The 23,984-nt window shown below is 71.9% G+C and carries 21 protein-coding genes and 1 tRNA gene; 18 read left to right on the top strand and 4 right to left on the bottom strand.

Annotation, left to right across the window (positions count from 1 at the left end; genetic code table 11):
* Positions 1-268 precede the first annotated feature (268 nt).
* Together ND747_RS20345 and ND747_RS20350 are read left to right on the top strand one after the other, a co-directional pair.
* Positions 269-820 (top strand): hypothetical protein, encoded by a 552-nt coding sequence (locus tag ND747_RS20345; RefSeq protein WP_251735451.1) that lies wholly within the window; start codon positions 269-271, stop codon positions 818-820.
* A gap of 230 nt (positions 821-1,050) precedes the next feature.
* Positions 1,051-1,124 (top strand) — tRNA-Pro (locus ND747_RS20350).
* 99 nt (positions 1,125-1,223) lie between these two features.
* Here the strand turns inward: ND747_RS20350 and ND747_RS20355 are convergent.
* A complete protein-coding gene (locus ND747_RS20355; protein WP_251735453.1) occupies positions 1,224-1,457 on the bottom strand; it encodes an AlpA family transcriptional regulator in 234 nt (77 codons plus the stop codon).
* 1,108 nt (positions 1,458-2,565) lie between these two features.
* Between ND747_RS20355 and ND747_RS20360 the strand changes: the two genes are divergently transcribed.
* From ND747_RS20360 to ND747_RS20410, 11 genes are all read left to right on the top strand, one after another.
* Positions 2,566-3,663, top strand: coding sequence for a C40 family peptidase (locus ND747_RS20360; RefSeq protein WP_251735454.1), 1,098 nt, complete (start codon positions 2,566-2,568; stop codon positions 3,661-3,663).
* Between the two features lie 102 nt (positions 3,664-3,765).
* Positions 3,766-4,443: a CDP-alcohol phosphatidyltransferase family protein gene (locus ND747_RS20365; protein ID WP_251735456.1), complete on the top strand. Its 678-nt coding sequence runs from the start codon at positions 3,766-3,768 to the stop codon at positions 4,441-4,443.
* 11 nt (positions 4,444-4,454) lie between these two features.
* Positions 4,455-6,941 carry a mannose-1-phosphate guanyltransferase gene (locus ND747_RS20370; RefSeq protein WP_251735486.1) on the top strand — a complete coding sequence of 829 codons (2,487 nt, stop codon included), beginning with the start codon at positions 4,455-4,457 and terminating at the stop codon, positions 6,939-6,941.
* 399 nt (positions 6,942-7,340) lie between these two features.
* Positions 7,341-8,093 carry a DUF881 domain-containing protein gene (locus tag ND747_RS20375; RefSeq protein WP_251735457.1) on the top strand — a complete coding sequence of 251 codons (753 nt, stop codon included), beginning with the start codon at positions 7,341-7,343 and terminating at the stop codon, positions 8,091-8,093.
* Positions 8,094-8,133: 40 nt separating this feature from the next.
* On the top strand, positions 8,134-8,469 hold the full coding sequence (locus ND747_RS20380; RefSeq protein WP_251735458.1) for a DUF1290 domain-containing protein: 336 nt from the start codon (positions 8,134-8,136) through the stop codon (positions 8,467-8,469).
* A gap of 255 nt (positions 8,470-8,724) precedes the next feature.
* Positions 8,725-9,771, top strand: a complete 1,047-nt coding sequence (locus ND747_RS20385; protein WP_251735460.1) for a DUF881 domain-containing protein — start codon at positions 8,725-8,727, stop codon at positions 9,769-9,771.
* Between the two features lie 93 nt (positions 9,772-9,864).
* The gene (gene gcvH / locus ND747_RS20390; protein WP_251735462.1) at positions 9,865-10,245 is read left to right on the top strand and encodes a glycine cleavage system protein GcvH; all 381 of its coding nucleotides are present in this window, start codon (positions 9,865-9,867) and stop codon (positions 10,243-10,245) included.
* 292 nt (positions 10,246-10,537) lie between these two features.
* A complete protein-coding gene (locus ND747_RS20395) occupies positions 10,538-11,083 on the top strand; it encodes an FHA domain-containing protein (protein WP_251735464.1) in 546 nt (181 codons plus the stop codon).
* A gap of 16 nt (positions 11,084-11,099) precedes the next feature.
* Positions 11,100-11,888 carry a MerR family transcriptional regulator gene (locus ND747_RS20400; protein ID WP_374216280.1) on the top strand — a complete coding sequence of 263 codons (789 nt, stop codon included), beginning with the start codon at positions 11,100-11,102 and terminating at the stop codon, positions 11,886-11,888.
* A 180-nt stretch (positions 11,889-12,068) separates the two neighbouring features.
* A complete protein-coding gene (locus ND747_RS20405; RefSeq protein ID WP_009739504.1) occupies positions 12,069-12,554 on the top strand; it encodes a bifunctional nuclease family protein in 486 nt (161 codons plus the stop codon).
* A gap of 507 nt (positions 12,555-13,061) precedes the next feature.
* Positions 13,062-13,601, top strand: a complete 540-nt coding sequence (locus ND747_RS20410) for a MerR family transcriptional regulator (protein ID WP_251735466.1) — start codon at positions 13,062-13,064, stop codon at positions 13,599-13,601.
* A 16-nt stretch (positions 13,602-13,617) separates the two neighbouring features.
* Here ND747_RS20410 and ND747_RS20415 read toward each other — a convergent pair whose 3' ends face one another.
* Positions 13,618-14,157: a hypothetical protein gene (locus ND747_RS20415; protein ID WP_251735467.1), complete on the bottom strand. Its 540-nt coding sequence runs from the start codon at positions 14,155-14,157 to the stop codon at positions 13,618-13,620.
* 631 nt (positions 14,158-14,788) lie between these two features.
* Between ND747_RS20415 and ND747_RS20420 the strand changes: the two genes are divergently transcribed.
* The 5 genes from ND747_RS20420 (at position 14,789) to ND747_RS20440 (ending at position 21,849) form a co-directional block, all read left to right on the top strand.
* Positions 14,789-17,875: an FtsK/SpoIIIE domain-containing protein gene (locus tag ND747_RS20420; protein WP_251735468.1), complete on the top strand. Its 3,087-nt coding sequence runs from the start codon at positions 14,789-14,791 to the stop codon at positions 17,873-17,875.
* A gap of 310 nt (positions 17,876-18,185) precedes the next feature.
* Positions 18,186-19,370: a hypothetical protein gene (locus ND747_RS20425; protein WP_251735469.1), complete on the top strand. Its 1,185-nt coding sequence runs from the start codon at positions 18,186-18,188 to the stop codon at positions 19,368-19,370.
* Between the two features lie 6 nt (positions 19,371-19,376).
* Positions 19,377-19,640: a hypothetical protein gene (locus tag ND747_RS20430; protein WP_251735470.1), complete on the top strand. Its 264-nt coding sequence runs from the start codon at positions 19,377-19,379 to the stop codon at positions 19,638-19,640.
* A 274-nt stretch (positions 19,641-19,914) separates the two neighbouring features.
* Positions 19,915-21,435 carry a trehalose-6-phosphate synthase gene (locus ND747_RS20435; RefSeq protein WP_251735471.1) on the top strand — a complete coding sequence of 507 codons (1,521 nt, stop codon included), beginning with the start codon at positions 19,915-19,917 and terminating at the stop codon, positions 21,433-21,435.
* Between the two features lie 222 nt (positions 21,436-21,657).
* Positions 21,658-21,849 (top strand): hypothetical protein, encoded by a 192-nt coding sequence (locus ND747_RS20440; protein ID WP_251735472.1) that lies wholly within the window; start codon positions 21,658-21,660, stop codon positions 21,847-21,849.
* Here the strand turns inward: ND747_RS20440 and ND747_RS20445 are convergent.
* Both ND747_RS20445 and ND747_RS20450 read right to left on the bottom strand, forming a co-directional pair.
* Positions 21,846-22,373 carry a histidine phosphatase family protein gene (locus tag ND747_RS20445; protein WP_251735473.1) on the bottom strand — a complete coding sequence of 176 codons (528 nt, stop codon included), beginning with the start codon at positions 22,371-22,373 and terminating at the stop codon, positions 21,846-21,848. The two genes, ND747_RS20440 and ND747_RS20445, sit on opposite strands and share 4 nt — an antisense overlap.
* Before the next feature lie 689 nt (positions 22,374-23,062).
* On the bottom strand, positions 23,063-23,431 hold the full coding sequence (locus ND747_RS20450) for a WhiB family transcriptional regulator (RefSeq protein ID WP_251735475.1): 369 nt from the start codon (positions 23,429-23,431) through the stop codon (positions 23,063-23,065).
* Positions 23,432-23,984 lie beyond the last annotated feature (553 nt).

Genomic DNA, 23,984 nt, shown 5'->3' on the forward strand with positions numbered 1-23,984 from the left:
CCGCATCGCCCCTGACAGAGCGTCACTCTAGCGATCGGGGCGAAAACAATGGGTGACCATGGCGGGGATGTGTGTGGTGGGCCGTCCTGCCGGGGTGCAGATCAATCCTTATCCGACATCCGCCTACGCGATTGCGCGATCAACCCCGGGTCGGACGCCGAGGCGGGGCGCACCACGCCCGCCCAGCCTGGCGCGGATGCTCACAGCCGGTCGCTATGGTGTCACTCGCAGTGATGCATAGATCACCGTCAGTGAGAGAGGGGACCAGATGACGAAGGGTATGGGTCGTCGCGCCGCCGCGCTTGCGATCTCTGGCATCGCGACCGTCGCCTTCACCGCGGGAGTTGGTACCTCCGCGGCCCACGCGTTCGACGACAAGAAGACCAACTGTGGGAATCAGGACAAGGACAAGGACAAGGACGACTGGGGCATCTTCGACGACAAGAACAAGGACGGGGGCAAGGACAACCCGGAGAAGAAGGCCGAGGCTGACGAGCTCAACAAGGGTGACGGGGGCAACGGTCTCGGCGCCGACAAGGCCAAGGACGACGGGAAGGACGGTGACAAGGACAAGGACGGCGACTGGTTCAACTGGGATGACAAGGACAAGAAGGATGACTGCCCGGTCGGTACCGGCGTTGTCGCCGGTGTCGGTGTCGGCGTCGGTGTCGGCGGGGTCGCCGGGGGCGTGCCCGCCGGTGGTGGCGGCATGGCCGAGCGTGGCGCGTCCTCGCCCCTCCTTCCGGTCGCCGGGGCGACCATGGGTGCCCTGCTGATCGGTGCCGGGGTTGCCCGCCGTCGCACCCAGGGTGCCAGCTGAGGCTCGCTCTCCCTGCGGTAGTCAGAATCCCCGCGGTCGTCAGCCGCACCTCCCGAGCGGCCCCGTGCCGCGGTTGCCTGACGGCTGGAGACACGCACGGACTCCCTCGTGGGTGACGGCCTCGGCCTGGTCCCACGCGGGGCCGCGCCCGAGGGTCGGGGGTCGCGTCGAGCGCCGACGCGACCCCCGGTCACAGCTTCGCCCGCGGATACGGTAGTGTTGCTCCCGTACGGGACGTGGCGCAGCTTGGTAGCGCACCAGACTGGGGGTCTGGGGGTCGCAGGTTCAAATCCTGTCGTCCCGACAGAATGCACTTCTGATCGACAGAGTGATTTTCTCGCCCGCTGAACAGGTGGTACCTGGTCAGCGGGCTTTTTGTGGGTGGGAAGCCGGGGGGACGGGCTCAGCCGCCGCCGGCGGCGCGGGCGCGCCGTTCGGCGCGGCGTTGTTCGCTCCAGGCGTCCACCGTGGAGCGGTGCCAGCGGGGGCGGCGCCGGTAGTCGGGCTTGTCGTTGTCGGCGTCCGGTTCGTCAGGGGGAGGGGCGGTGCCCTCCGCGACCTGCTCGCGCCATGACGACGCGGTCAGACGCAGGTGGTTGGCCACCTCGGTCACGGTCATCAGGGGATCGGACGTCATCCGTCCATCCTGCGTGACACCGGGCCCGCCTCGACGCGCCGCCGACCCGCCCCGGCCCGGCGCCGGCCCACCCCGGCCGCCCGCGGCGTCCTGACACACCTGCGACCTCGGTCGACACCGTTGTCGGCGCACCTGTGGGCCCCGACATCCGACCCCGGCCACCACCACCATCGTGGCGCTCGACCAGCCGAGGGCCGAGGGATCCTGCCGGCGTGTTCATGCGATGCGGCGCCACCCCTCGACCATGGCCACCTTCGGAGACGCTGTTTCGGGAGGCCGCGTCGTGCCGGGTGCACAGGGGTGGTCATGGTCGGGTTCGTGTCCGTGCGGACTACGGCGACCCCCGTGGGTGGATCTTGCTTCGGGGTTCGTTGCGGGGCGTGATGGTGGTGGGAGCGGAGTTACTTTCCGTGCGAATGGGATGGCTTTTTTCTACGGATAGTGACCAGGCTGGTGAGCGGGCCCGCGGCGCCGGAATCAGGACGCCTCTGTCGCCACCGCATTGGCCTGCGGAGTCCCGAAAGAAGGCGAGACCGCGCGGAGCGAGTTCGGGTGGGGGTGCCGGATGTGGTCGGCCCCTGGATGGCATACCGGTATGCACGCAGATGGTCGTAATTATGCGGGTACCTGCCACGTCACGTCAGGGGTCAGGTGCTTACCGGCGCAGCCGGTTCCCGACCTTGGCCCGGGTACCCGCCGGCGCCTACCCAAAGTGATGGGTTGGGCGTAACGCGCTGGCGGGCGAGGGTGTCGGCGGGGGGTGTTCAAGCGTTGGGTTCGGGGTGGTTGCCGGCAATAGCGGTATGTCCACTATCGTCATCCACAGCACTTCCGGCCGAGGCCTTCAGTGGTGATGCACGGGCTGCGAAGCGCCGCGTACCTGCAAGCCAACAGCGATACCCGCCGAACCGATGCGCCTAGTCCTGCCCCCGGTTCGGCGGCCCCTCCGAGTATGCCGGGGCAGGCGTGGGGACTCATGGTCCCGGGGGAGCACCACCGTCGTTCGTCGCGGGGTGGTGTGCCCTCGTGTCGCCTGGGTCCGCCGGCAATCGGGCACCCCGGCCCGCCTCCGGCGTCTCACCTCGCCAGCGCACGGGAAGGACGCGTTTTGCCACGTCGTGGTATGGCCTGGTTGCCGGACGACTGGGAACAGCTCGTCCGTGGTCGCCAGCGCCCGCCGGTGCCCCGCAGCGCCTCCGGTACCGGTTCCGGCGTGGCCCGCCGCCGTAACGCCGCCCCGCCTCGCCGGGCCGTGACCATCGCGGCCTTCACCACCGGCACGATCGCCGCCTCGACCGCGGCCTTTGCCGCCACCGTCCCCGGTGGTGCGGACGGAGCCGCCTCGCTGGAGGCGAACTCGCTGCCGCGTGAGGCGTCCATGGTCTCCACCCAGGGCGCCTCCGCCGCGCAGACGGCGGCCCGCACCCTCGCGCCCCTGGCCACCGCGATCGCCGACCACGACCCGGTCTTCACCAACGTCTCCATCACCGCGGACAAGACCGACGTCGCCCCGAACACCCCGGTGGTGCTGAGCGTGCGCGCCACCGAGGCCGACACCGGTGCGCCGCTGGCCGGCCAGGACATCCGCATCGTCGTGGTCAACGGGCCGCAGTGGCAGACGTCCACCCGGCTGCACACCGACGCCGGCGGCAACGCCCAGATCACCGCGCGGCTGCTGTCCACCACGACGATCACCGCCGTCTTCGACGGTTCGAGCGCGCTGCGGCCCTCCCTGGCCGGCGCCGCCACCGTGACGATCTCCAGCCCCACCCGGGCCGGCTCGGGTATCGGTGGGGTCGGTGGGATCGACGGCTCGGTCATCGGCCAGGCCATCCCGAAGGTGATTCCGGGTAGCTCCATCGGGGAGAAGGCCGTCTACCTGGCCTCGTTGAACAAGGGCAAGCCGTACGTGTGGGGCGCGGAGGGCCCGTACTCGTTCGACTGCTCCGGGCTCGTCCAGTACGTGTTCAAGCAGCTCGGCCGCTCCCTGCCGCGCACGGCGCAGGGGCAGTACGACGTCTCCACCAAGGTCCCGCAGTCCGGCAAGCAGCCCGGTGACCTCATCTTCTACGGGACGCCGGGCAACATCTACCATGTGGGCATCTACGCCGGCAACGGGTATATGTGGGCCGCTCCGCAGACCGGTGGTGTGGTGTCGCTGCGTCCGATCTACAGCTCCACCTACAAGGTCGGCCGCATCCTCTGAGCGGGGCATCCGCTAGCGTCAGCACTGTCCGGCCCGCCGGGTCGAGCGACAGCGCCGTCCGACCGTGTGGTCGATGGGGCGCCCGGTGGAGGAGGACGTCGCATGTCAGACGCCGCGCCAGCCGAGGCGCCGCCGGACCGGATCTGGACGATCCCCAACGCGCTGTCGGCCCTGCGCCTGCTCGGCGTGCCGCTGTTTCTGTGGCTGGTGCTGGGGCCCGAGGCGGACGGTGCCGCTCTCGGCGTCCTCGCCTTCGCCGGGATCAGCGACTACCTCGACGGCAAGCTCGCCCGCATGCTCAACCAGACCAGCCGGCTCGGGGTGCTGCTCGACCCGCTCGCCGACCGGCTCTACATCCTTTCCACGATCATCGCGCTGACCGTGCGCGGCATCGTTCCGGTCTGGTTCGCCGTCGCGCTGCTCGCCCGGGACGTGGCGCTGCTCGCCCTGCCGCCGCTGCTGCGCCGGATCGGGGTCGGGGTCGCGCTGCCGGTGCACTACCTGGGCAAGGCGGCGACGTTCAACCTGCTCTACGCCTTCCCGCTGCTGCTGCTGTCCGCCGGTGACTCGTGGCTGGCAACTGCGGCCCGTCCGGTCGGATGGGCGTTCGCGATCTGGGGTATCGCCCTGTACTGGTGGTCCGGTGTGCTCTATTTCGTCCAGGCGGCGCAGCTGATCCGGGCACATCGCGGTCGCCCTGGCGGTCCAGTCGGGCCAGGGCGACCGGCCGGGAGCGCCGGGTCAGCCGGCAGCGCGGCAGCGGCGGGAGGTCAGCGGTGAGAGCGGTCGTCATGGCGGGCGGGGAGGGCACCCGGCTGCGTCCGCTGACCGCCAACCTGCCCAAGCCGCTGCTGCCCGTGGTCAACCGGCCGATCATGGAGCACGTGCTGCGGCTGCTCAAGCGGCATGGCTTCGACGAGACGGTCGTGACGGTGCAGTTCCTCGCCTCGATGATCCGCACCTACTTCGGCGCGGGCGACGAGCTGGGCATGCATCTGTCCTATGCGACCGAGACGACGCCGCTGGGTACCGCCGGCAGCGTGAAGAACGCCGAGGACGCGCTGCGCGACGAGGCGTTCCTGGTGATCAGCGGGGATGCGCTGACCGACATCGACCTGTCGGATCTGGTCGCCTACCATCGCCGGGTCGGCGCCCTGGTCACCGTGGCGCTCAAGTCGGTGCCCGACCCGCTGGAGTTCGGCATCGTCATCACCGGTGAGGACGGCCGCATCCAGCGCTTCCTGGAGAAGCCGACGTGGGGCCAGGTGTTCTCCGACACCGTCAACACCGGCATCTACGTGATGGAACCCGAGGTCCTCGCGTACGTGCCGCCCGGCGAGGCGGTGGACTGGTCCGGGGACGTGTTCCCCCGCCTGGTCGAGGCCGGCGCCCCGGTGTTCGGCTATGTGGCCGCCGGCTACTGGGAGGACGTCGGCACCATCGCCAGTTTCCAGCGCGCCCATGCCGACGTGCTGGGTCGCCGGGTCGATGTCGAGATCGGCGGGTTCGAGGTGTCACCCGGGGTGTGGATCGGTGAGGACGCCGAGGTGCACCCGGACGCCGTCCTCAAGGGCCCGCTCGTCGTCGGCGACTACAGCAAGGTCGAGGCCGGCGCGGAACTGCGTGAGTACTCCGTGCTCGGCAGCAACGTGCTGGTCAAGTCCGGGGCGTTCCTGCACCGGGCGATCGTGCAGGACAACGCGCTCATCGGCCCGCAGACCAACCTGCGCGGCTGTGTCATCGGCCGCAGCACCGACGTGCTGCGCGCGGCAAGGATCGAAGAGGGCGCGGTCATCGGCGACGAGTGCGTCGTGCGGGAGGAGGCCTTCGTCTCCCACGACGTGAAGGTCTACCCGTTCAAGACGATCGAGGCGGGCGCGGTCGTCAACACCTCGGTGATCTGGGAGTCCCGTGGGCAGCGCACCCTGTTCGGTCCGCGCGGCGTCTCCGGCCTGATCAACGCCGAGATCACCCCGGAGCTGGTGGTTCGCCTCGCCGCCGCCTATGCCACCACCCTGAAGAAGGGCGCCACGGTCACCACCGCCCGGGACGGCTCCCGGGCCGCCCGCGCCCTCAAACGCGCCGTGATCAGCGCCCTGACCACCGGGGCGATCAACATTCGCGACCTCGAGGTCGCGCCGATGCCGGTGACCCGTTTCGACGTCCGCTCGTCCAACGCGGCCGGCGGCATCATGGTGCGTACCACCCCCGGCGACCCGGAACGCATCGACATCCTGTTCCTCGACGCGGACGGGGACGATCTCTCCCCGGCCGCCCAGCGCAAGCTCGACCGGGTCTTCTCCCGCCAGGAGTTCCGCCGGGCCTTCCCCGGCGAGATCGGCGACCTGCGCTTCCCCGCGCGCACCGTGGACCTCTACATCCAGGACCTGCTCGACCGGGTGGACACGACCGGCGTCGCCGACGCCGCGCTCAAGATCGTGGTCGATCCCTCGGGGGGCGCGGCCTCCCTGGTGCTGCCGACCCTGCTCGGCCGGCTCGGCGTCGACGTGCTGACCGTGAACGGACGGGTCGACGAGACCGTTCCCGCCCACGACGTCGCCGAGGACCTGCGGGCCACCGACCGCCTCGGCGCGCTCGTCGCCAGCTCCGGCGCGGCCTTCGGCGTGCGCTTCGACCACACCGGTGAGCGGTTGGCGATCGTCGACGAGCGTGGCGACCTCATCGACGACGACCGCGCCCTGCTGGTCTTCCTCGACCTGGTCGCCGCCGAGAGCCGCGGCGCCGCCGTCGCCCTGCCCGTCACGACCACCCGGGTCGCCGATCAGGTCACCCAGTTCCATGGCCTGAGCGTGCGGCGCACCGCCATGTCCGCGCCGGCGCTGTCCCAGGTCGCCCGTGAGGACGGCGTGGTCTTCGCCGCCGACGGGCGCGGCGGCTTCGTCGTCCCCGAGTTCGGCCCCGCCATTGACGGCCTCGCCGCCTTCGTCAAGCTGCTCGCCCTGGTCTCCCGCACCCGCCTCACCCTGTCCGTGATCGACGCCCGGATTCCCGCGATCGCGATCCTGCGCCGTTCCGTGCCCACCCCGTGGGCCGTCAAGGGCACCGTGATGCGCCGCATCGTCGAGTCCGTCGACGTCGACGCCGGCTACGTCCTGGACACCACCGACGGCGTGCGCGTCGTGGGCGCCGACGGCTCCTGGATCCTCGTCCTGCCCGACCCCAGCGAAGCGGTCACCCATCTGTGGGCCGAGGGTGCCGACCTGACCGAGGCGCATACCCTGCTGCGCCACTGGGCCGACGTCGTCGAGTCCCGCTGAACGCCGCCGCCCGCGGTCCGCGGCCTGCACCCGCGGGCCGGACATCGCGCGGCCGGACATCGCGCGGCCGGACATCGCGCGGCCGGACATCGCGCGGCCGGACACCGCGCGGCCGGACATCCGACGTGGGACGCCGGCCGGATACCCCACCTGGCGTGCGTGGTTGGACATCCGACGTGGCGCGCGGGGCGACGCTCGGCGGAAACCCGGCCGCCGTCCGTCAAAATGCCCCTTGTGCGGGATCTGGCCGGACGGCTGCGCAGGCGCCCCGAGAGCGACACCGCTCCGGACGGCCCTGTCTCGGACGGCCCTGTCTCGGACGGCCCAGTCTCGGGCCGGCCCGAGACGGACGGTGCGCTCGGCGGGAGTCCACCGATCGATGGGCGGCCGGAGCGGCTGGTGGGCGGTCGGCTGGTGGCGCTGGCCGGGACGCTGATCCTGCTCGCTGGTGTGGTCACGCTCGGGGTGTGCCGGGGTGCCGCCGATGCGCCGGCCCGAGATCGCCTCGAGCAGGCGCTGCGCGTCCAGGTGCGGGTCCGGTCTGCCGAGCTCGCGCTCACCCGGGACCGGGTCGGTGAGCTGGGCCGGCAGGTGGCGGCCGGACGCGCGCAGCAGCGCCGGGCCGCGGAACGGCAGGCCCGCTCCGCCGCCGAGGTCGCCGCACTCGGCCCGCCCGGCGGCTGGGTGGCGGTGCGCGGCCCAGGAGTTCGGATCACCGTGTCCGGTCGCCTCCCGGCCGGCGTGGGCGCCACCGGTTCCGGGGCGGACTCCGACTCCGGGGCGGGCTCCGGAGCGGGGGATGATCGCGGTCGCATCACCGACCATGACGTCGCCGACCTGGTCAACGTGCTGTGGATCGCGGGTGCGGAGGCGATCAGCGTGAACCAGGTGCGGCTCACGACCCTGAGCGCCATCCGGGCGGCTGCGGACGTCATCCTCGTCGGCCTCGTCCCGGTCACCGCGCCATACGTGATCGAGGCTGTCGGCGACGCGGACGAGCTCACCACCCGTCTGGGACACTCCGCCGTCATCGATCGGCTGCGGCATCGCCCGGACTCTCCGGCGACCACGCTGACGGTGTCCCCGGCGGGGACCGTCATCCTGCCCGCCGCGCAGCTGCCGGTGCTGCGCGACGCCCGCCGGAGCGGCTGACCCCATGGCACGGATGATCACCAGGATGGTGGCGAACCGGATGACGACCGCCCTGCTCGCCCTTGTCGTCGGTGTCGTGGCCGGCCTGCTGCTGGGGCCCGCCGCACCCGGCTGGCTCGTCCCCTACCTGGCGGTGGCGGTGGTCGCGGCCCTCGACGCCGTCCTCGGGGCTGCGCGGGCCTTCGTCGAGCGGACCTTCGACGACCGGGTGTTCGTCGTGTCCTTCCTCGGTGATGTCGCCGTCGCCGTGCTGTTGGTCCTGGTGGGCGAGCTCGTCGGCTTCGCCGACGCCCTGTCGACCGCGGTCGTCGTCGTTCTCGGCATCCGCATCTTCACCACCGCGACGGCCCTGCGCCGTGCCCTGGTCGGCCGCTGACATGCCCGTCCCCCACCAGAATGGGTACGCACTGCAACTAAAAAGTACACCGAGCGTGCCCTTGGGCACCCGAATCCCGTGCTCGCCACGTCCCGTGACGGGCCATCCAACAAGATGGCGCTACACGGGTTGTCGTGGGGGACAAATCGGACACACATGCCCCCACGGCGACCCCTTTGGATCTGCCGCCCCCCTGGCCGCCCGTGTGCCCGTTGCAGCTTGTGAATCTGGTGGCTGGAAGGTCGCGGGGTGCCCATGAACGAGCCGGCAGAGTCCGCACAGGAGGCGGATCCCACCTCGGTCGCCGCCCCACAGCGGCAGTCGTCGGCGCCGAAAACCAAGGCTGCGCCCCGGGCGGAGGCTGCGGACCGGGCGGAGGCTGCGGACCGGGCGGAGGCTCCGGACCGGACAGAGGCTGAGGAGCGGGCGGAGGTCGAGGAGCGGGCGGAGGTCGAGGAGCGGGCCGGCACCGGGAACCCGGTCGGGCCGGCCGACGGCGGTGCGGCCGACGGTGGTGCGGCCGGCCATGCGGGGCGGGTGCTGCGGATCGCGACGTTGGTGCTGTTGGCGGCGCTCGGCTTCGGGGGTGTGGTCGCCGTCCGGTCGGCCAGCCCGTCCTTCTCGGTGGCGCGGGCGGGTCCGGACCGGCTTGCCGCGACCCTGCGTGCGATCGGTGCCGCGGACCGGTCTCTCGCGGCGCAGGAGGGACGACTGCGCCAGACGGCCGGTGTTACCTCCGCCTCGCCCGCCGCATCGGTGCCCGGGGTGGGCAGGCCGTCCGGAACGTCCACCCGGTCGCCGGCGACCGGCACAGCTGACGGCGATCCGGCCGGCACCGGCGACCTGGCCGTGGCCGGCGGGACCGGGCCGGGTGACGCGGCGGACGAGCTGGCGGTGCTGGCGGGAACCGTGCCGGTGACGGGACCAGGGCTGGAGCTGACCGTGCGGGACCCGAACCGGTCGGTGGATGCCTCGGTACTGCTGGACGCGCTGCAGGAACTGCGGGATGCCGGGGCGGAGGCCATCGAGATCGCCGGGGTGCGGGCAGGGGTGTCGACGTATGTCGCCGACCATCCGGGGCACGGACTCGTCGTGGACGGACGGCCGATCACGGCGCCCTATGTGCTGCGGGCGATCGGTGATGCGCACACCCTGGACCGGGCGCTGCGGATCCCCGGTGGGGTGCTCGATACGGTAGCGGCGCGGGACGGTGCGCAGGCCGGTGTGCGGACCTTCGGACGGATGGAGATCCGGAGCCTGCGGCCGACGCCCAGTCCCCGCTACGCTCGCCCGGCAGGCTGACCGCGCAGCCGCAGGGCCACATGGCCTTGCGGCTGGTTCCGTGGCTGTGCCGTGGCCGCGGGAGCACGTCGATCAAGGGGAGGCGATCTTCCGGTGTATCCGGACGACCTGAAGTACACCCGTGAGCACGAGTGGGTTCGGCTTTCCGGGAGCACGGCCGTGATCGGTATCACGTCGTTCGCGCAGGAGGCGCTGGGCGACATCGTGTTCGTGTCCCTACCCGAGGTGGGGGCCGAGATCGCCGCCGGCGAGTCCTTCGGCGAGGTCGAGTCGACCAAGAGCGTCTCGGAGATCTACGCTCCCGCCGCGGGGCGGGTGATCGCCAGTAACGAGGTGCTGGCCACCTCGCCCGAGCTGATCAACTCTGATCCTTTCGGTGACGGATGGCTGGTCGAGCTCACCCTCGCGGACGCCGGCCTCGGGGAGCTGCTGACTGCCGCAGAGTACGAGGAGTACGTCAAGGAGCACTCATAGTAGCTGGTGTGGTCGGGTGGTGGGGGCTGGGTCACGCCACGCCGAACAACACGGGTCGCACCCTTTTCGCGACCGTGCCCCCGATGCACTAGCCTCGGAGTGCGCCGGGGGTACGGTCATGAACGGTCCGGCCGTCGGCATGTGATCATCCCGGTGGTGGCGGTGGGCTGGGTGTGTCAGGCTTTCACCATCGCAATGCTGGTAAAGACATTCCCGCCGCCGCCTCGGTGGCGGCCGAGGCGGCTGGCGAGCCCGCTCACGCGGGGATCGACGGCAGGAAGCGGACGCGACTGTGTTCTGCACGAGGTGCGGACAGCAGAACCCGTCCGACGCGCTGTACTGCGCGCGGTGCGGGTCCCCTCTGGTGCGCCCGGGGGAGCCCGTGGCGCCGGAGCGGCCCGCCGAACAGACGTCGACCCTTAACCTGGCCGCCGCGCTGTCGGGTATCGAGGGAGACCATGTCGACGAGTCGACCGAGCGCGACGCGGTCGCCGCGGTCGACGCGTTGCCGCCGGGCTCGGCGCTGCTGGTGGTCAAACGGGGCCCGAACGCGGGCAGCCGGTTCCTGCTCGACGCGGACATGACCAGCGTCGGGCGGCATCCGGAGAGCGACATCTTTCTCGACGACGTGACGGTCTCGCGACGGCATGCGGAGTTCCATCGTTCGCCGTACACGAAGGGCTTCTCCGTGCGGGACGTCGGCAGCCTCAACGGCACCTACCTCAACCGCGAGCGCATCGACTCCGCCGAGCTCACCAGCGGCGACGAGGTGCAGATCGGCAAGTTCCGGCTGGTGTTCCTCACCGGCACGAGCTACGGGGGGTCGGCGGCGCGGTGATCGGGAAGGTCCAACGGTGAGTGGGTTCGCCGCGACCGCGGCGGCGTCCGCGTCGCACCAGGAGCTGCCGGGTCGGGGCCGTGGCAACGCGAAAGGCCCGGCCGCGAAGGTGCTCACCATCGGCCAGGTCCTCGAGCAGCTGCGGGCGGACTTCGCCGACATCACGCTGTCGAAGATCCGTTACCTGGAGGCGGAGGGGCTGGTCGAGCCGGCCCGCACCTCCGCCAATTACCGAAAGTACTCTGCCGACGACGTTGCGCGTCTGCGTTATGTGCTGCATGCGCAACGTGAGCGCTTTCTCCCGTTGCGGGTGATCAAGGAAGAGCTGGCCTCGCTCGATCGGGACGAGGCTCCGGTGCACCGTCCCGGCCCCCGCGCGCTGCCCCCGCATCCGGCCCCTACCGGCCTGGACGCGATTCTCGGTGCCGAGCGGGTGCGGATGTCGCGTCGTGAGCTCCTGGCAACCGTGGGGCTCGACGAGGAGACCCTGACAGACCTGGAACGTCACGGTCTGGTCGCCCCGATCGGCGGAGGCAGCTACTACGACTCCGATGCGGTGCTTGTGGCCCGCACCGTGGCGCTGCTCGCCGGGCACGGCGTGCAGCCCCGGCATCTGCGGGCCGCCCGGACGGTGGCCGATCGTGAGGCTGGTCTCATCGAGGCCGCCGCCGCCCCCCTGCGCGGGCCGCGCGGTGAGGACGGCGCCGGCCGGCATGCGCAGACCGCGGACGAGCTCGCTGCCTTGCTGGTGCGGCTGCATGCGGCCCTGCTGCGTTCCCGGCTCAGCGCCGGTCGCCCCGGCTGAACGGCCAGTTCGGCCGGGACGGGCCGGCTTCGGGTGGGTGGCCGGAACCGTCGTGGTGGGCAGCGGAACCCCTCGGCGCGCTGACGCGGGACCCAAGCGGGGATACTGTCTCCCCTGTGGGGTTTTCTGGCTCCGGTCCCAACATCCCGCCCTGCCCCACCTGCGCGAGGAGGTAGATCGGTGCATCGGCTGGACATCGTCGGCGTGCGAGTCGAGCTTCCGTCGAAGCAGCCGATCGTCCTGCTCAAGGAGGTGGGCGGTGAGCGGTACCTGCCCATCTGGATCGGCGCTGTCGAGGCGACCGCGATCGCGTTCGCCCAGGAAGGCATCACCACGGCGCGTCCGATGACGCATGACCTGATGCGGGACGTGCTGCGCGCCCTGCAGACGGACCTGACCCGGGTGACCATCACCGACCTGCAGGACGGGGTCTTCTTTGCCACGCTCGTGTTCGGCAACGGCGTGGAGGTCTCCGCCCGGCCGTCGGACGCGATCGCGCTCGCGATGCGGATGGGGGCGCCGGTCTACGGCGTCGAGGCCGTTCTGGCCGAAGCCGGGATCACCGTCCCCGAGGAGCAGGAACAGGAGCAGGAGAGCGAGCTGGAGAAGTTCCGCGAGTTCCTCGACACGATCTCTCCCGAGGACTTCAACACCCCTGGCTCCTGACGGCGCTTCGACGCCCAGCTCGCTCGGGTCCGCGTCGCCGGGCCGGGCCCGGGTCGCCGGCCGGGGTCACGTCGGTGCTCGCTTCAACACTGTGTGCGTCGATGTCCGTCAGTGGAGCGCAGGTCTGGTGCGGAGCGGAAGTAGCAATTCCTTTTTGTCGATTCTGCACCGCCGTGTCCGCTGGACTAGGGACACGGCGTCTTAGATCATTGAAGGAATCGCGCGCCGCTCCTACGGTCAGGACAGCCCTACCCCGCAGTCAGCGTTGGCCGGCTCCACCGGGTGTGCCGACGCCTGGCCCTGGGCACCGCGAGGTCGCGGATGATGTGGCGCCTCGGCATCATGGCCGTCCTGGTGCCCGCGTGGCCTGGCGTTCTGGTGCGCTGCGAAAGGTGACTCGACCGGACCGGATGTCCGGGACGGCGGCCCCTGGATGCCGGCTGCCGAGGATGGGCGCGGATCGATCCGGAGGATGAGGCTGGCTATGGCGGCGAAGTGCGTACAGCGATGATCGAACAGGGCCAGCTGTTCCCGGGTGAGATACCCGAACCACCCGGGGACGACGTCGGGTACCGCGGGCCGACGGCCTGCGCGGCGGCGGGGATCACCTACCGCCAGCTCGACTACTGGGCCCGGACCGGGCTGGTCGTGCCCAGCGTGCGTGACGCGTCGGGGTCGGGCAGCCAGCGGCTCTACTCGTTTCGGGACGTCCTCGTTCTGCGGGTGGTGCGCAAACTGCTCGAGGCGGGGGTGTCGCTGCAGAACATCCGGGTCGCCGTCGAGCATCTGCGCACCCGCGGCGTGGACGACCTGGCCCACCTGACGCTGATCAGCGACGGGTCGACCGTCTACGAGTGCACCTCGGACGACCAGGTGATCGATCTCGTTCGCGGCGGGCAGGGCGTGTTCGCGATCGCCGTCGGCCGGGCTCTGCGCGACATGCGCGGCCAGCTCGCCGAACTGCCCTGCGAGCGGCCCGGTTCACCCCCGGCGGCCCATCCCGGAGACGAGCTGGCCAGCCGCCGCACCCGCCGCAGCTCGGCCTGACCGGTTCGGTGCCCGCTCAGGTCCGGCCTTCGGCCTCCTGGGCGTTGCCGAGAGTGGCCTCGTAGGCCAGCCACTCGGCGCGCAGCACCGGCCAGCCGTCGGCGCGCAGCAGATCCACGACGGCGGGGTCGTCGTCCACCACCACGGCAACCCGGCGCCGTGCACCGAGGCTGCGCAGCTCGGCGCGCTTGAACACCCGGGCCGGGCGCCGGTCGTCGTCCGGGCGCATCCGTAGCTCGCCCAGCGGCAGACCCTGCTCCCGCAGCCAGCGCGCGGTGTCGTCGCGGGACCGTTCCGGGCGGCCGGTCAGCCACACGACCTCATGGTCGCGGGCGAGCCTGCCGACCAGCTCGACGCCCTCGGCCAGCGGCGGGTCCGCCGGGGCCGCGGCGAAGAACGAGTCCCAGTCGCCGGGGCTTGCCCGCAGGAACCGCAGGCGGTGCCGCACGTCGGCCACCACCCCGTCCACGTCGACAACCGCGAGCGGCCGCTGCTGTGCGGGTACCGCCTCGCCCACCCCGTCGAGGCTGTCCGCGCTGTGCGCCGCGTCCGTCACCAGGCTCCCCTCCCTCGTGTCGTCCTGACCATCGCACCTTTCCACGCGGGACGGGACACCCGCTCCACGGTGTGACGTTGCGTCGTTGCGCCAGCGGGGGCCAGATGGCGGGTGGCTGATGGTCCAGACCATGGCATCGTCCTGCGCCGTGGCCGGTCGGTGATGCCCGCCTCGGGTGTCAGCTCGCCCACATGGGTCGTGCACCGGGCGGTCCTGGCCGGCCCGGGCGCTCCCGCAGGCCCACGACGACGGGCTTCCGCGTGGTCCATCCGTCGTCCATGGATGGTCCTGCCGCTGTGATCCGGGTCGGAGGTGGCACCGCGAGGCCGATCAGTGGCTAGCGTGTCCGGGGTCGGCGGGCAGCGTCGGTGAGCGGGATCAGCGGGCAGCGCGGGCGGGCGGAGTCGGTCGACCGGTGCGGACGGGCGCTGGCCCGGACGGGGCATGGCCGTCCGGTCGGTGTGACCGTGATCAGTCGATCGAGGCCACGATCGGGCATGGTGGTTCGGCCGGTCCGGCGCGTTCTGGGATGTTTGCACTCCTGGACGTGTCATGGTCGTCAGAGCTGCCGTCAGCATCATGATCGTGGGCTGCGGCGCGCGTCGTGGCGGGGCGAGGGGAGGTTGGGTCGATGTCGGGTACCCGGCGGGCACGCACGCTCGTGGCCGGGATCCAGTCCTCGCTGGGCGCGGCGCTGGCGCTGGCCTATCGGCTGGATGCGCAGGCCGACGAGCTCGAGCAGGGCGGCGGCCCCGGCGCGCGGGGAACGACGGGTGATCCGGTCGACCCGCTCGCCATCGACGCGGAACTCACCGAGGCCCGCGCGATCGCCCGCGCCCAGTCCCGCGGGTTCGCCGGGCTCGCCTGGTCCGCCTCCGACTGGCAGCGTGGCCTGCTCGGCCTCGGCACCGAAACCGCACGCGCGGGCTATCTCGGAGCCGCGGGGGGCGGCGCCGGGACGGCTCGTCCGGCCCGATACCGGCCGGGTCTGTGGCGGGCCGGGCAGGTCATCGTCGGCACCGGGGTGACGGCGGCCCGAGTGCCGTTGGCCGTGCCGCTGCTGGATGCCCGCAACCTGCGGATCGAGACGTCGCGGGCGAACCGCGGCGCGGCGGTGGACCTGGTCCGTGGCCTGCTCACCCGGATCCTGGCCGCGGTGCCGGCCGGCCGGGTGCGGGTCATCGTCTACGACCCGCACGAGCTCGGCGCGGGGCTGGCCGGTCTCGCGCCGCTGCGTGCCGCCGGCGTGGTCGAGGCGACCATCACCACCCGGGTCCGGCTCGAGGAGCGGCTGGCCCGGTTGTCCGACGAGGTGGGCCGGATCACCGTCGAGCGGCTCGGCGGGCAGTTCGACTCCCTGCGCGACCGCGAGGACGCCGGCCACGGCCGTCCGGAGCCGTGGCAGGTGCTCGTTCTGCTGGGTGAACCGCAGCTCTACGAGGAGGGCGGCCGGTCCCTGGCCGCGATCGCCGCGCAGGGCCCGGCCTGCGGGGTCAGCGTGATCTCCGTCGTCCTGGCGTCGCCACGCCAGCCGGGCGAGCTCGGTTTCGCGGCCGACGACGACGCGTTGCCGCCCGACCCTGACGCCGACCTCGGCTTCGACGACGAGACCGATCCAGTGACCCAGGCGCTGCCGAACGCGGTCGTGTTCACCTCGGTGGACCTGCTCGCCCACCGGGCCATCTGGCGGGAGACTCCGCCCGGGCTGTGGCGTACCTCGCTGACCGGCCAGCTCCCCGTCGAACTGGACGGGCCACCGCCCACTCCGATCGTCACCCTGGTGAGCAACCAGATCGCCGACGCGGCGCGTCAGCACGCGGCCCGCCCGCCCGGCATCACCGAGCTGTTGCCGAACGTCCTGTGGGAATCCGACAGCTCCTCGGGGGTCACCGTCTCGGTGGCCCGGGGCGTCGACGGGCCGGTCGCGCTGACCTTCGACGACGACACCGTGCACGCGCTCGTCGGCGGGCAGGCCGGCGCGGGCAAGTCGACCCTGCTGCTCGACGTCGTCTACGGCATCGCCGCCCGGTACTCACCCGAACAGGTCCGCTTCCACCTGCTGGACTTCAAGGAAGGGCTCGAGTTCGCCCAGTTCGCCGGCGGCCCCGCCGATCCGTTCTTCCTCCCGCACGCCGACACCGTCGGCATCGAGAGCGACCGGGAGTTCGGCGTCGCGGTGCTGCGCGCGGTGCGGGAGCAGATGCGTCGGCGCGCGGTGGCGATGCGCGCCGTCGGCGCCCGTGACCTGCGCGGCCTGCGCGCCACCGACCGTTCCTCGGCCTGGCCGCGGATCATCGTCGTCGTCGACGAGTTCCAGGTGATGCTCACCCCGTTGGACGAGATCGCCCGGGAGGCTGTCGCGCACCTGGAAGTCCTCGCCCGCCAGGGCCGGGCGTACGGAGTGCATCTGCTGCTCGCCAGCCAGACCCTGTCCGGCATCGACGCGCTCGACTCCACCGCGGGCAAGCGGGGCTCGATCTTCGGGCAGTTCGCGTTGCGGGTGGCGCTGCGCACGTCGATCTCGGAGTCGCGGGTCCTGCTGTCGACGGCGAACGAGGCCGCGGGCGCCCTCGGCGGTGTCGGCGAGGCCATCGTCAACCGGCGTAACGGGCATCCGGCGGGCAACGAACTGGTCCGTGTCGCCTATCCCGACGCCGCCACGATCGCGGGCCTGCGTGACCGGCTCGCCAGCGCCACCGCCCGCAGCCTGCCGGGTGCCCGTCCTCCGCGGGTGTTCGTCGGGCACGCTCCCGCGCTGCTCGACGACAACGCCGTCTACCGGGCGCTCGACGGCCGCCCCGCACCGCTGGCTGTCGAACGCATCGGCATCGGCACCGGTCTGGACAGTGCCGCCGCCGCGAGCCTCGACGTCGCCACCGGCCTCGACGTCGCCACCACTGCGGACGCACCCACCAGTGTCGATCCCATGGGTGCTGCCGTCGGCAGCACCGGTTCCGGCGGGTGGCTGGCACCGGGGGAGGATCCGCTGGCCCTTGTCGGGGTTCCGGTGGATCTTGCGCCGGCGGCGGTCGGGGTGCGGCTGGCGGCCTCGCCCGGCCGGCATCTCGCGGTGCTCGGGCCGCTGCGCCGCGAGGCGATGGGCATCCTGCAGGCGGCCGCGGCCAGTGTCGCCGCCCAGGCCGGGCCCGGCGGGCTGATCGTCGAGATCGTGGCCGCCGAACCGACCGCGCGGGGCGCCGCGGAGGTGCTCGCCGAGCGGATCCGGCGTGCCGACCATCCGGCCCGGGTCACCGACGTCACCGGGCTGCGGGCCGTGCTCGCCGCGGCCGCCGGCGAAACCCGGGCGAGGGAGGAGTCGGCTCTGGCCGGCACCGCCGGCGCGGGCCTGCCGCTGCGGCTCGTGGTGGTCTTCGCGCTGGATGCCGGGCGGGCGGCCCTGGAGGCCCGCGACGAGCAGACCCGCCGCACCGGCCTGGAGGATCTCCGTACCCTGACCCGTCGCGGACCCGCCCAGCATGTCCATCTGATCGGCTGGTGGCGGGGGGTGTCGCGGATGTCGGAGGACCTCGGTCCGGTGAACCGGGATGACATCGCGGCCTGGGCGGCGGTGGGCGTACCGGGCAGCGAGCTGTTCGCCCTGGCCGGGCACCGCCCGGTCGCCGGCGGGACGATGCCCAACCGGGCCGTTCTGTTCGACCGGCATTCCCAGTCCGAACCGCGCACGGTGGTCCCGTTCGCCCCGCTGGTCCGAGGGTAGGCAGACCAAGATGATCGGTCAGGATGATCCGTACCGCGGTTCCGCGGACGCCGACGACCCCGCCGCACCGAACGCCGCATGGGCCGAACGGTCCGTGCGTCCCGCGCAGGTCGGTGGCTGGCGTCCGGAGGTCGGCGTGCGGCCGACCCGGGACGCTGGCCCCGAGGCGGCGGGGAAGCCGAAGCCGTCTGACACCTCAGGTGTACCGGGAACATCGGGTGTAGCGGGAACCTCGGGTAACTCTGGAACATTTGGTACACCTGGTACGGCTCGTACGGCTGTGGGAGCAGGGGAGGAGGTGGTCGGGGTCATGGCGGGAACCGAAGCGCGCGATCCGGCGCAGCTGTGGTCGATCGCAGGCTCCTGGCCGCATGCCGGCCCCACGTTCGACCTGCCGCCCGACCCCACCCCACCCCCCGTTCCAGCCGGGTATCCGGCCGGAGGAGCGGCCGTGTCGGCATCGGCATCGCTGGCGGTGCAGGTGCCTGGGGTCGGGGCGGGATCGGAGCCGGCAGGGTTGGAGCCGGCAGGGTCGGAGCCGGCAGGGTTGGAGCCGGCAGGGTTGGAGCCGGCAGGGTTGGAGCCGGCGGAGTCGGAGGATCCGTGGCGGGCCGCCCTGCGTTACCGGCAGCTGCTCGGCACCTCCGATGTGGTGCGCGCCCGGGCGGGGCGCGACGCGCACCACCGGCGGCAGGGCAGCCAGGCCCAGGCCCGGCGCCACCGGGAGGCCGCCGCGGAGATCCGCTCGCGGGTCGAGGGCGTGTGGGGCCAGGTGGCCGAGCCCCTGGTCCAGTACGGACTGACCGACCTCGACCAGCTACGTCCCACCGAACCGGCCAGCACGGCCAGCACGGCCGGGGCGGTGAAACTCACCAAGGGCGGCGCCCCGGCGGGAGGCCACGGCGCGGGTGACAGCGCCGGCCGGCGTCGACGGCGGGCCGCCCGGCCGCTGGCCCGTTCGGGACATGCCGGCGTGGGCGGTACGGGCGGCACGGCCGGCGCGGATCATTCGGGTGGCGGGCTGGTCGACCCGCGTACGGCGCCGCGGCAGGCCTACGAGCTGTGCCTGGACGCGATGAGCAAGGCCGCGGAGCTACGGGCGGTCAGCAGGGGCGCCGCGTCGGCGTCCGCGGGGCTGATGACGGCGCTGGCGAGCCTGCTCAGCCTCGCCGTCGTCGGGCTGTTGCGGGTGTTCGCCCACGCCCCCGGGATGCCGTGCATCGTCGGTGCCGCACTGGTTGCCGCGGGTCTGGTGGCTGCGGCCGCCGGGCTGGAGGTCGGGGTGAAGCCGATCGCCCGGGCCGGCATGCTGGGTGCGGGCTGCGCGGCGGTGGCCGTGCTCGCGACGTTCCGACTGGCGCCCACCGACGCGGTGGCCGTCGCCGGCTCACTCGTCGCGCTCGCCGCCGCGGCCCGGTTCGGTCTGGGCGTCGGCGCGCCGGCGGAGCCACCGGCGCAGGCCGGTTCGCGCAGCGGTGCTTCCAGGAAGGGATGAAAACGGGTGTCAGGCACGATCGCCGACGTCAAGGCACAGCTCGACGAGGCGTTTCGGCGGACCGAGGAGGTCGCCGGTCAGCTCGAGGGTGCCCTCGGCATGCTCGAGGAGGCGCAGGCGATGGTGATCGCGGCGACCGACGGCAGTGATCACCGAGCGGTCGAACAACTGACCAGTGCGCTGGTGGAGACGCGTGACACACTCCAGATGTCGCTGGCGTCCCTGGGCTCCGCCGTCCAGGAGGTTCGGGACTACCGCGACGGGCTGTAGGCCATCGTCTGGTCACCATCGGTGCAGGTACGGGAGGCGTCGGGTGGACCTGCCGGCCCGGCGGGGCGGCGGTCGTCGCGCTGAGATGGATGCTGGCCGGTCGTCAGTAATCCGGTGAAGGTCTGGGTAACAACCATCTGGGCGCCCCGCAACGCGGTGCATCCGGGTCCGGGGCTCACTACAGTCCGGATTGTCCCCGTGCGCCCCTGCGCTGGCGCCGGCCGGGGCTCCGGGACGTCCAAGTACTGCCCGTGACCAGGAGGCCACATCCGTCGTGTCGGACTTCAACCCCCTCGACCTGCCACTTGTACTCCTGTCCAATCGCGGCCCTGTCAGCTTCGACCGGGATGCCTCCGGTCGCACCGTCGGCCGGGGCGCCGGCGGTCTCGTCTCCGCCCTGTCCGGGCTCGCCGAACACCTCGATGACGCCGTGTGGGTGTGCGGCGCGGCCAGCGAGGAGGACACCGCCGTCGCCGGGGAGAACCCCGGCAGTTCCATCCTCGTCCAGACCCATCCCCAACCCCATCTGGTGGACGGTGAACCCGACGGCCCCGCGATCCGGGTGCGGCTCGTCGTCACCGACCCGGCGGCCTATGCGGATTTCTACAGCGTCTGGTCCAACCCGATCCTGTGGTTCATCCAGCACGGCCTGTACGGCCGCTCGCTGTCGCCGGTGCTCACCCGCGCCGAGCACGACGCGTTCGAAAACGGCTATGCGGCGGTCAACCGGGCCTACGCCGACGCGGTCGTCGACGAGGTCCGCGCCCGCGGCGGCAAGGCTCTGGTCCTGCTGCAGGACTACCACTTCTACCTGGTGGCCGACTGGGTCCGGGAGCAGTGCCCCGATGTCGTGCTCACCCACTTCGTCCACATTCCCTGGCCCGGCCCGGACGAATGGCGCATCCTGCCCGCCGAAATCCGCGAACGGCTGCTGCGTGGCCTGCTCGGCAGCGACGTCGTCGGCTTCCACACCCGCCGCTACGCCCGCAACTTCGTGCTGTGCGCCGCGGAGCTGCTCGGACTGCCCGCCGATCTCGACCAGCTCACCGTCACCGTCGGCGACCGGGTGATCCGCGCTCGCTACTACCCGATCTCGGTGGACCCGGCCGCCCTCGACGCCACCCAGGCCTCCGAGGAGGTCGCCGCGCACGTCGCCATGCTGCGCTATCTCTTCCTCGACGACGACCGCCAGCTGCTGCTGCGCGTCGACCGGACCGATCCGAGCAAGAACGTCGTGCGCGGCTTTCTCGCCTTCGGCACCCTGCTCGACCAGCACCCCGAACTGGTCGGACGGGTCAGCTTCCTCGCCCTGCTCCAGCCCAGCCGCACCGACGTCCCCGAGTACGCCGACTACATCGCCCTCATCGGCGGTGTCGTCGCCGAGATCAACGCCCGGCACACCAAGGAGGGCCGCCAGCCCATCGACCTGCGCATGGTCGAGGACTTCCCGCTCGCCGTCGCCGCCTACTCCATCTGCGACGTCCTGATCGTCAACGCGATCGCCGACGGCATGAACCTCGTCGCCAAGGAGGTCGCCGTCGTCAACCGCCGCGGCGGGGTCCTCGCCCTGTCCGAGATGGCCGGCGCGCACGAGGAGCTCGGGGAATTCGCCGTCACCCTGCAGCCCTTCGACGTGCAGCAGATGGCCGACGCCCTCTACACCGCCCTGACCATGCCGATGGCCGAGCGCCACAGCCGCCTGGCCGCCGCCGCCGACCAGGTTCGTACCCACGACGTGCACCGCTGGCTCGACGACCAGATCGCCGACCTTCGGCGCATCGCCGGCTTCCTCTGAACCTGAACCTGAACTGCCCTCGCCGAGCCGACGCCCGCCGGCGTCAGGCCGGGGGCCGGAGGGCTCGGGTGACGGGGGCCGGATGGACCGGCCAACAGTGGTGGGCATCCCGGGCCCGCGGGACGGGTTCGCGGGTAGGGTCGCATCGGGAACGAGGCACGCCGGGGCGTGCCGCCACTGGGCGGTCGGCCGGCGGCTGCGGCGCAAGGACGGGAGTGGTACGTGAGCGAGACCGGTCACCACAAGGCGAACAGGGGTTCGTGGCTTGCGGTGTTTCTGATCATCGCGGGCTTCGTGGTCGGGGCGGTTGCCCTTCCGCTGGCCTCGACGCCGCTGTGGATCGTGACCGCCGTGCTGCTGGTCGGCGGGGCTGCGATCGCGCTGGCCGCCCGCATCATGGAGCAGGCCTACTAGCTCGACCCGGCGGATTCCCGCAGCTCGCGAGGGGTGACGAACGCGGCCAGCCGGGTGACGGCCTGGCCGAGTTCGGCCCAACGGGGCACGATGAGATCCTCGACGGCGAGCGCCGCCGTCGGGAAGGTGGGAATCCGCGGTCGGTCGGCCTCGGCGAGCAGGGCCACCGCGAGGGTGTGGATGCCGGGATTGTGCCCGACGAGCAGGACGGTCGGCACTCCGTCGTCCACGTCGCGGAGCCGGTCTAGCAGGGTCTGGGCCTCGGCGAGATAGAGCCGGTCCTCCAGGACGACGGGCACGCCCGCCGGCAACGCTCCCGCGATTTCCTCGACGGTCTGCCGGGTGCGCAGGGCCGCTGAGCACAGGACGAGATCCGGGGTGAGAGCGTGCTCACGCAGATGGTCGGCAACCAGGGCGCACGCCTTTCGGCCGGATGCGGACAGCGGTCGCTCGATATCGGGCGTCTCGCCTTCGGCCCAGTCGGACTTGGCGTGGCGCAGCAACAACAACCGGTGCGCCGCCATCAGCGCACCGGAGCCGGGTTCGGCTGGGCTCCATGTGCCCCGTTCACCGCCGTGTCCACCGCCGTCTCCCCGATGACCTGGTCGTCCGTGTCTGACTGCCCGATCGCAGCCGCACTGGTGCCACCCCCGCCTGGCTCAGCCTGCCAATGCGTGCCCCGCCCGTCAATGGTCCGCAGTGCCGTCCCGCGTCGTCCGAGGCCAGCTGGCGCCTCCGGCCCTGCGCCGTCCAGGGGAGCGGGCGGCACTGGCCTCGGGTCGTCCACAGCCACGCCGGTAACGGCGTCACGCACCGGCGGATGCCATACCATGCCCCGACTCGGACACACGGCGCATCGATATCTGCGCTCAGGGACGATCAATCAGTTCGGCGATTGGCATCTCGCGACCGCTGGGGCGTTGAGGTCAAGGTGACTGGAGGTCGTGGGTCCTTCTACCGGGAGGAAACACAAGAATGTCGGATTGAACCCGGTAGCAGGGCCACGAAGATCAACGCGCCGAACGAAAGTTCGCATCGCGAATAAACGGCGATGGCGACGGTGCGTGGCCGGCAGGCGGAAAGCGGCACCCGGAGCGCCGGAGTCGGTGCGGAGGATGGCGGTGGGCCGGGGCCCCGGCCGGGGTGGCCCGCCCGCCTGGCGGCGGTCAGCCGGGCGGGCGTGGCCGGGGCACTACGGTATCCGCGGTCGCGATCAGCTCGCGACGGAGGTCGACAGCAGCAGGCGGTCAGCGAAAGCCAGTGCGTCGTCGGCGGACAGCCGTCCGCGGGGGACGACGGTGGCTCGTTCGTCCGAGGTCAGACCACCCCACACACCGTGCTCCTCCTGCCGGAAGATCGCGGTGGCGAGGCAGGGGCGCTGCACCGGGCACTCGGAGCAGATCTTGCGGGCGCGGGACTCGGCGGCGGCCCGGGCCTTGGTGTTGCGACCGTCCGGTGGGAAGAAGGCGTCGGGATCGCCATCGCGGCAGGCTGCCTCCTGGCGCCAGTAGGCGGGCCAACCGGCGCCGAAGGGCTGCGGCGGCAGATCACGCCCGGGCAGGACCGGTACGCCGGCGCTCATCGTGCGCCGCCGCAGCCGAGGTGACACGCGGACGAGTGGATGCTGAGTGCGGTGACGACACGTGCGGGAAGCACGCTGAGCTGACTGGGCATACCGACTCCTGCTGACGTTGCAAAGGCGGACACATGCTTTGCAGACCGCCACATCCGGCGTTGCGCGACACTCCAGACAGGCAGGTCAACCTTGGCGAGGCGAGATGTACTGCGTAGCCACGGGTTCGATTCCGGCGGAGCAGCACCTACCGGTGAACCGGGGTGTGGCTCCGCCTGGAAACGATCCCGTCTCGCCTCGTTAACCGAGGAACGTAGACGCCTCTCGACCGGATAGCAAGGGTTCCGGAACGCGAACGTCCGGAGCGGTCGACGGTCGTTCGAGAGGGGTCGGACGCGTCCGCGCCAGAGATCGTCGGGCCGCCGGAGACGATCGAATCGATCATGGCGAGAGGCGTCGGGCGGGCTCCGTCACCCGCGGGCCGGTGGGCGGGCCGGGGTCTGGAAGTACTGTTGGGCAGCGGAAACAGGCCATGGCAAGATCGCTGTCGGGTGTGGGACAA

The sequence above is a fragment of the Frankia sp. R82 genome, from assembly GCF_023716925.1.
Classification (GTDB): domain Bacteria; phylum Actinomycetota; class Actinomycetes; order Frankiales; family Frankiaceae; genus Frankia.

Coding starts and splice junctions, on each gene's coding strand:
- ND747_RS20365 (WP_251735456.1), top strand. CDS start 3,766: ATGTCAGACGCCGCGCCAGCCGAGGCGCCGCCGGACCGGATCTGGACG.
- ND747_RS20355 (WP_251735453.1), bottom strand. CDS start 1,457: ATGACGTCCGATCCCCTGATGACCGTGACCGAGGTGGCCAACCACCTG.
- ND747_RS20345 (WP_251735451.1), top strand. CDS start 269: ATGACGAAGGGTATGGGTCGTCGCGCCGCCGCGCTTGCGATCTCTGGC.
- ND747_RS20450 (WP_251735475.1), bottom strand. CDS start 23,431: ATGAGCGCCGGCGTACCGGTCCTGCCCGGGCGTGATCTGCCGCCGCAG.
- ND747_RS20410 (WP_251735466.1), top strand. CDS start 13,062: ATGATCGAACAGGGCCAGCTGTTCCCGGGTGAGATACCCGAACCACCC.
- ND747_RS20380 (WP_251735458.1), top strand. CDS start 8,134: ATGACGACCGCCCTGCTCGCCCTTGTCGTCGGTGTCGTGGCCGGCCTG.
- ND747_RS20425 (WP_251735469.1), top strand. CDS start 18,186: ATGGCGGGAACCGAAGCGCGCGATCCGGCGCAGCTGTGGTCGATCGCA.
- ND747_RS20385 (WP_251735460.1), top strand. CDS start 8,725: ATGAACGAGCCGGCAGAGTCCGCACAGGAGGCGGATCCCACCTCGGTC.
- ND747_RS20370 (WP_251735486.1), top strand. CDS start 4,455: ATGGCGGGCGGGGAGGGCACCCGGCTGCGTCCGCTGACCGCCAACCTG.
- ND747_RS20445 (WP_251735473.1), bottom strand. CDS start 22,373: ATGGCGGCGCACCGGTTGTTGTTGCTGCGCCACGCCAAGTCCGACTGG.
- ND747_RS20420 (WP_251735468.1), top strand. CDS start 14,789: ATGTCGGGTACCCGGCGGGCACGCACGCTCGTGGCCGGGATCCAGTCC.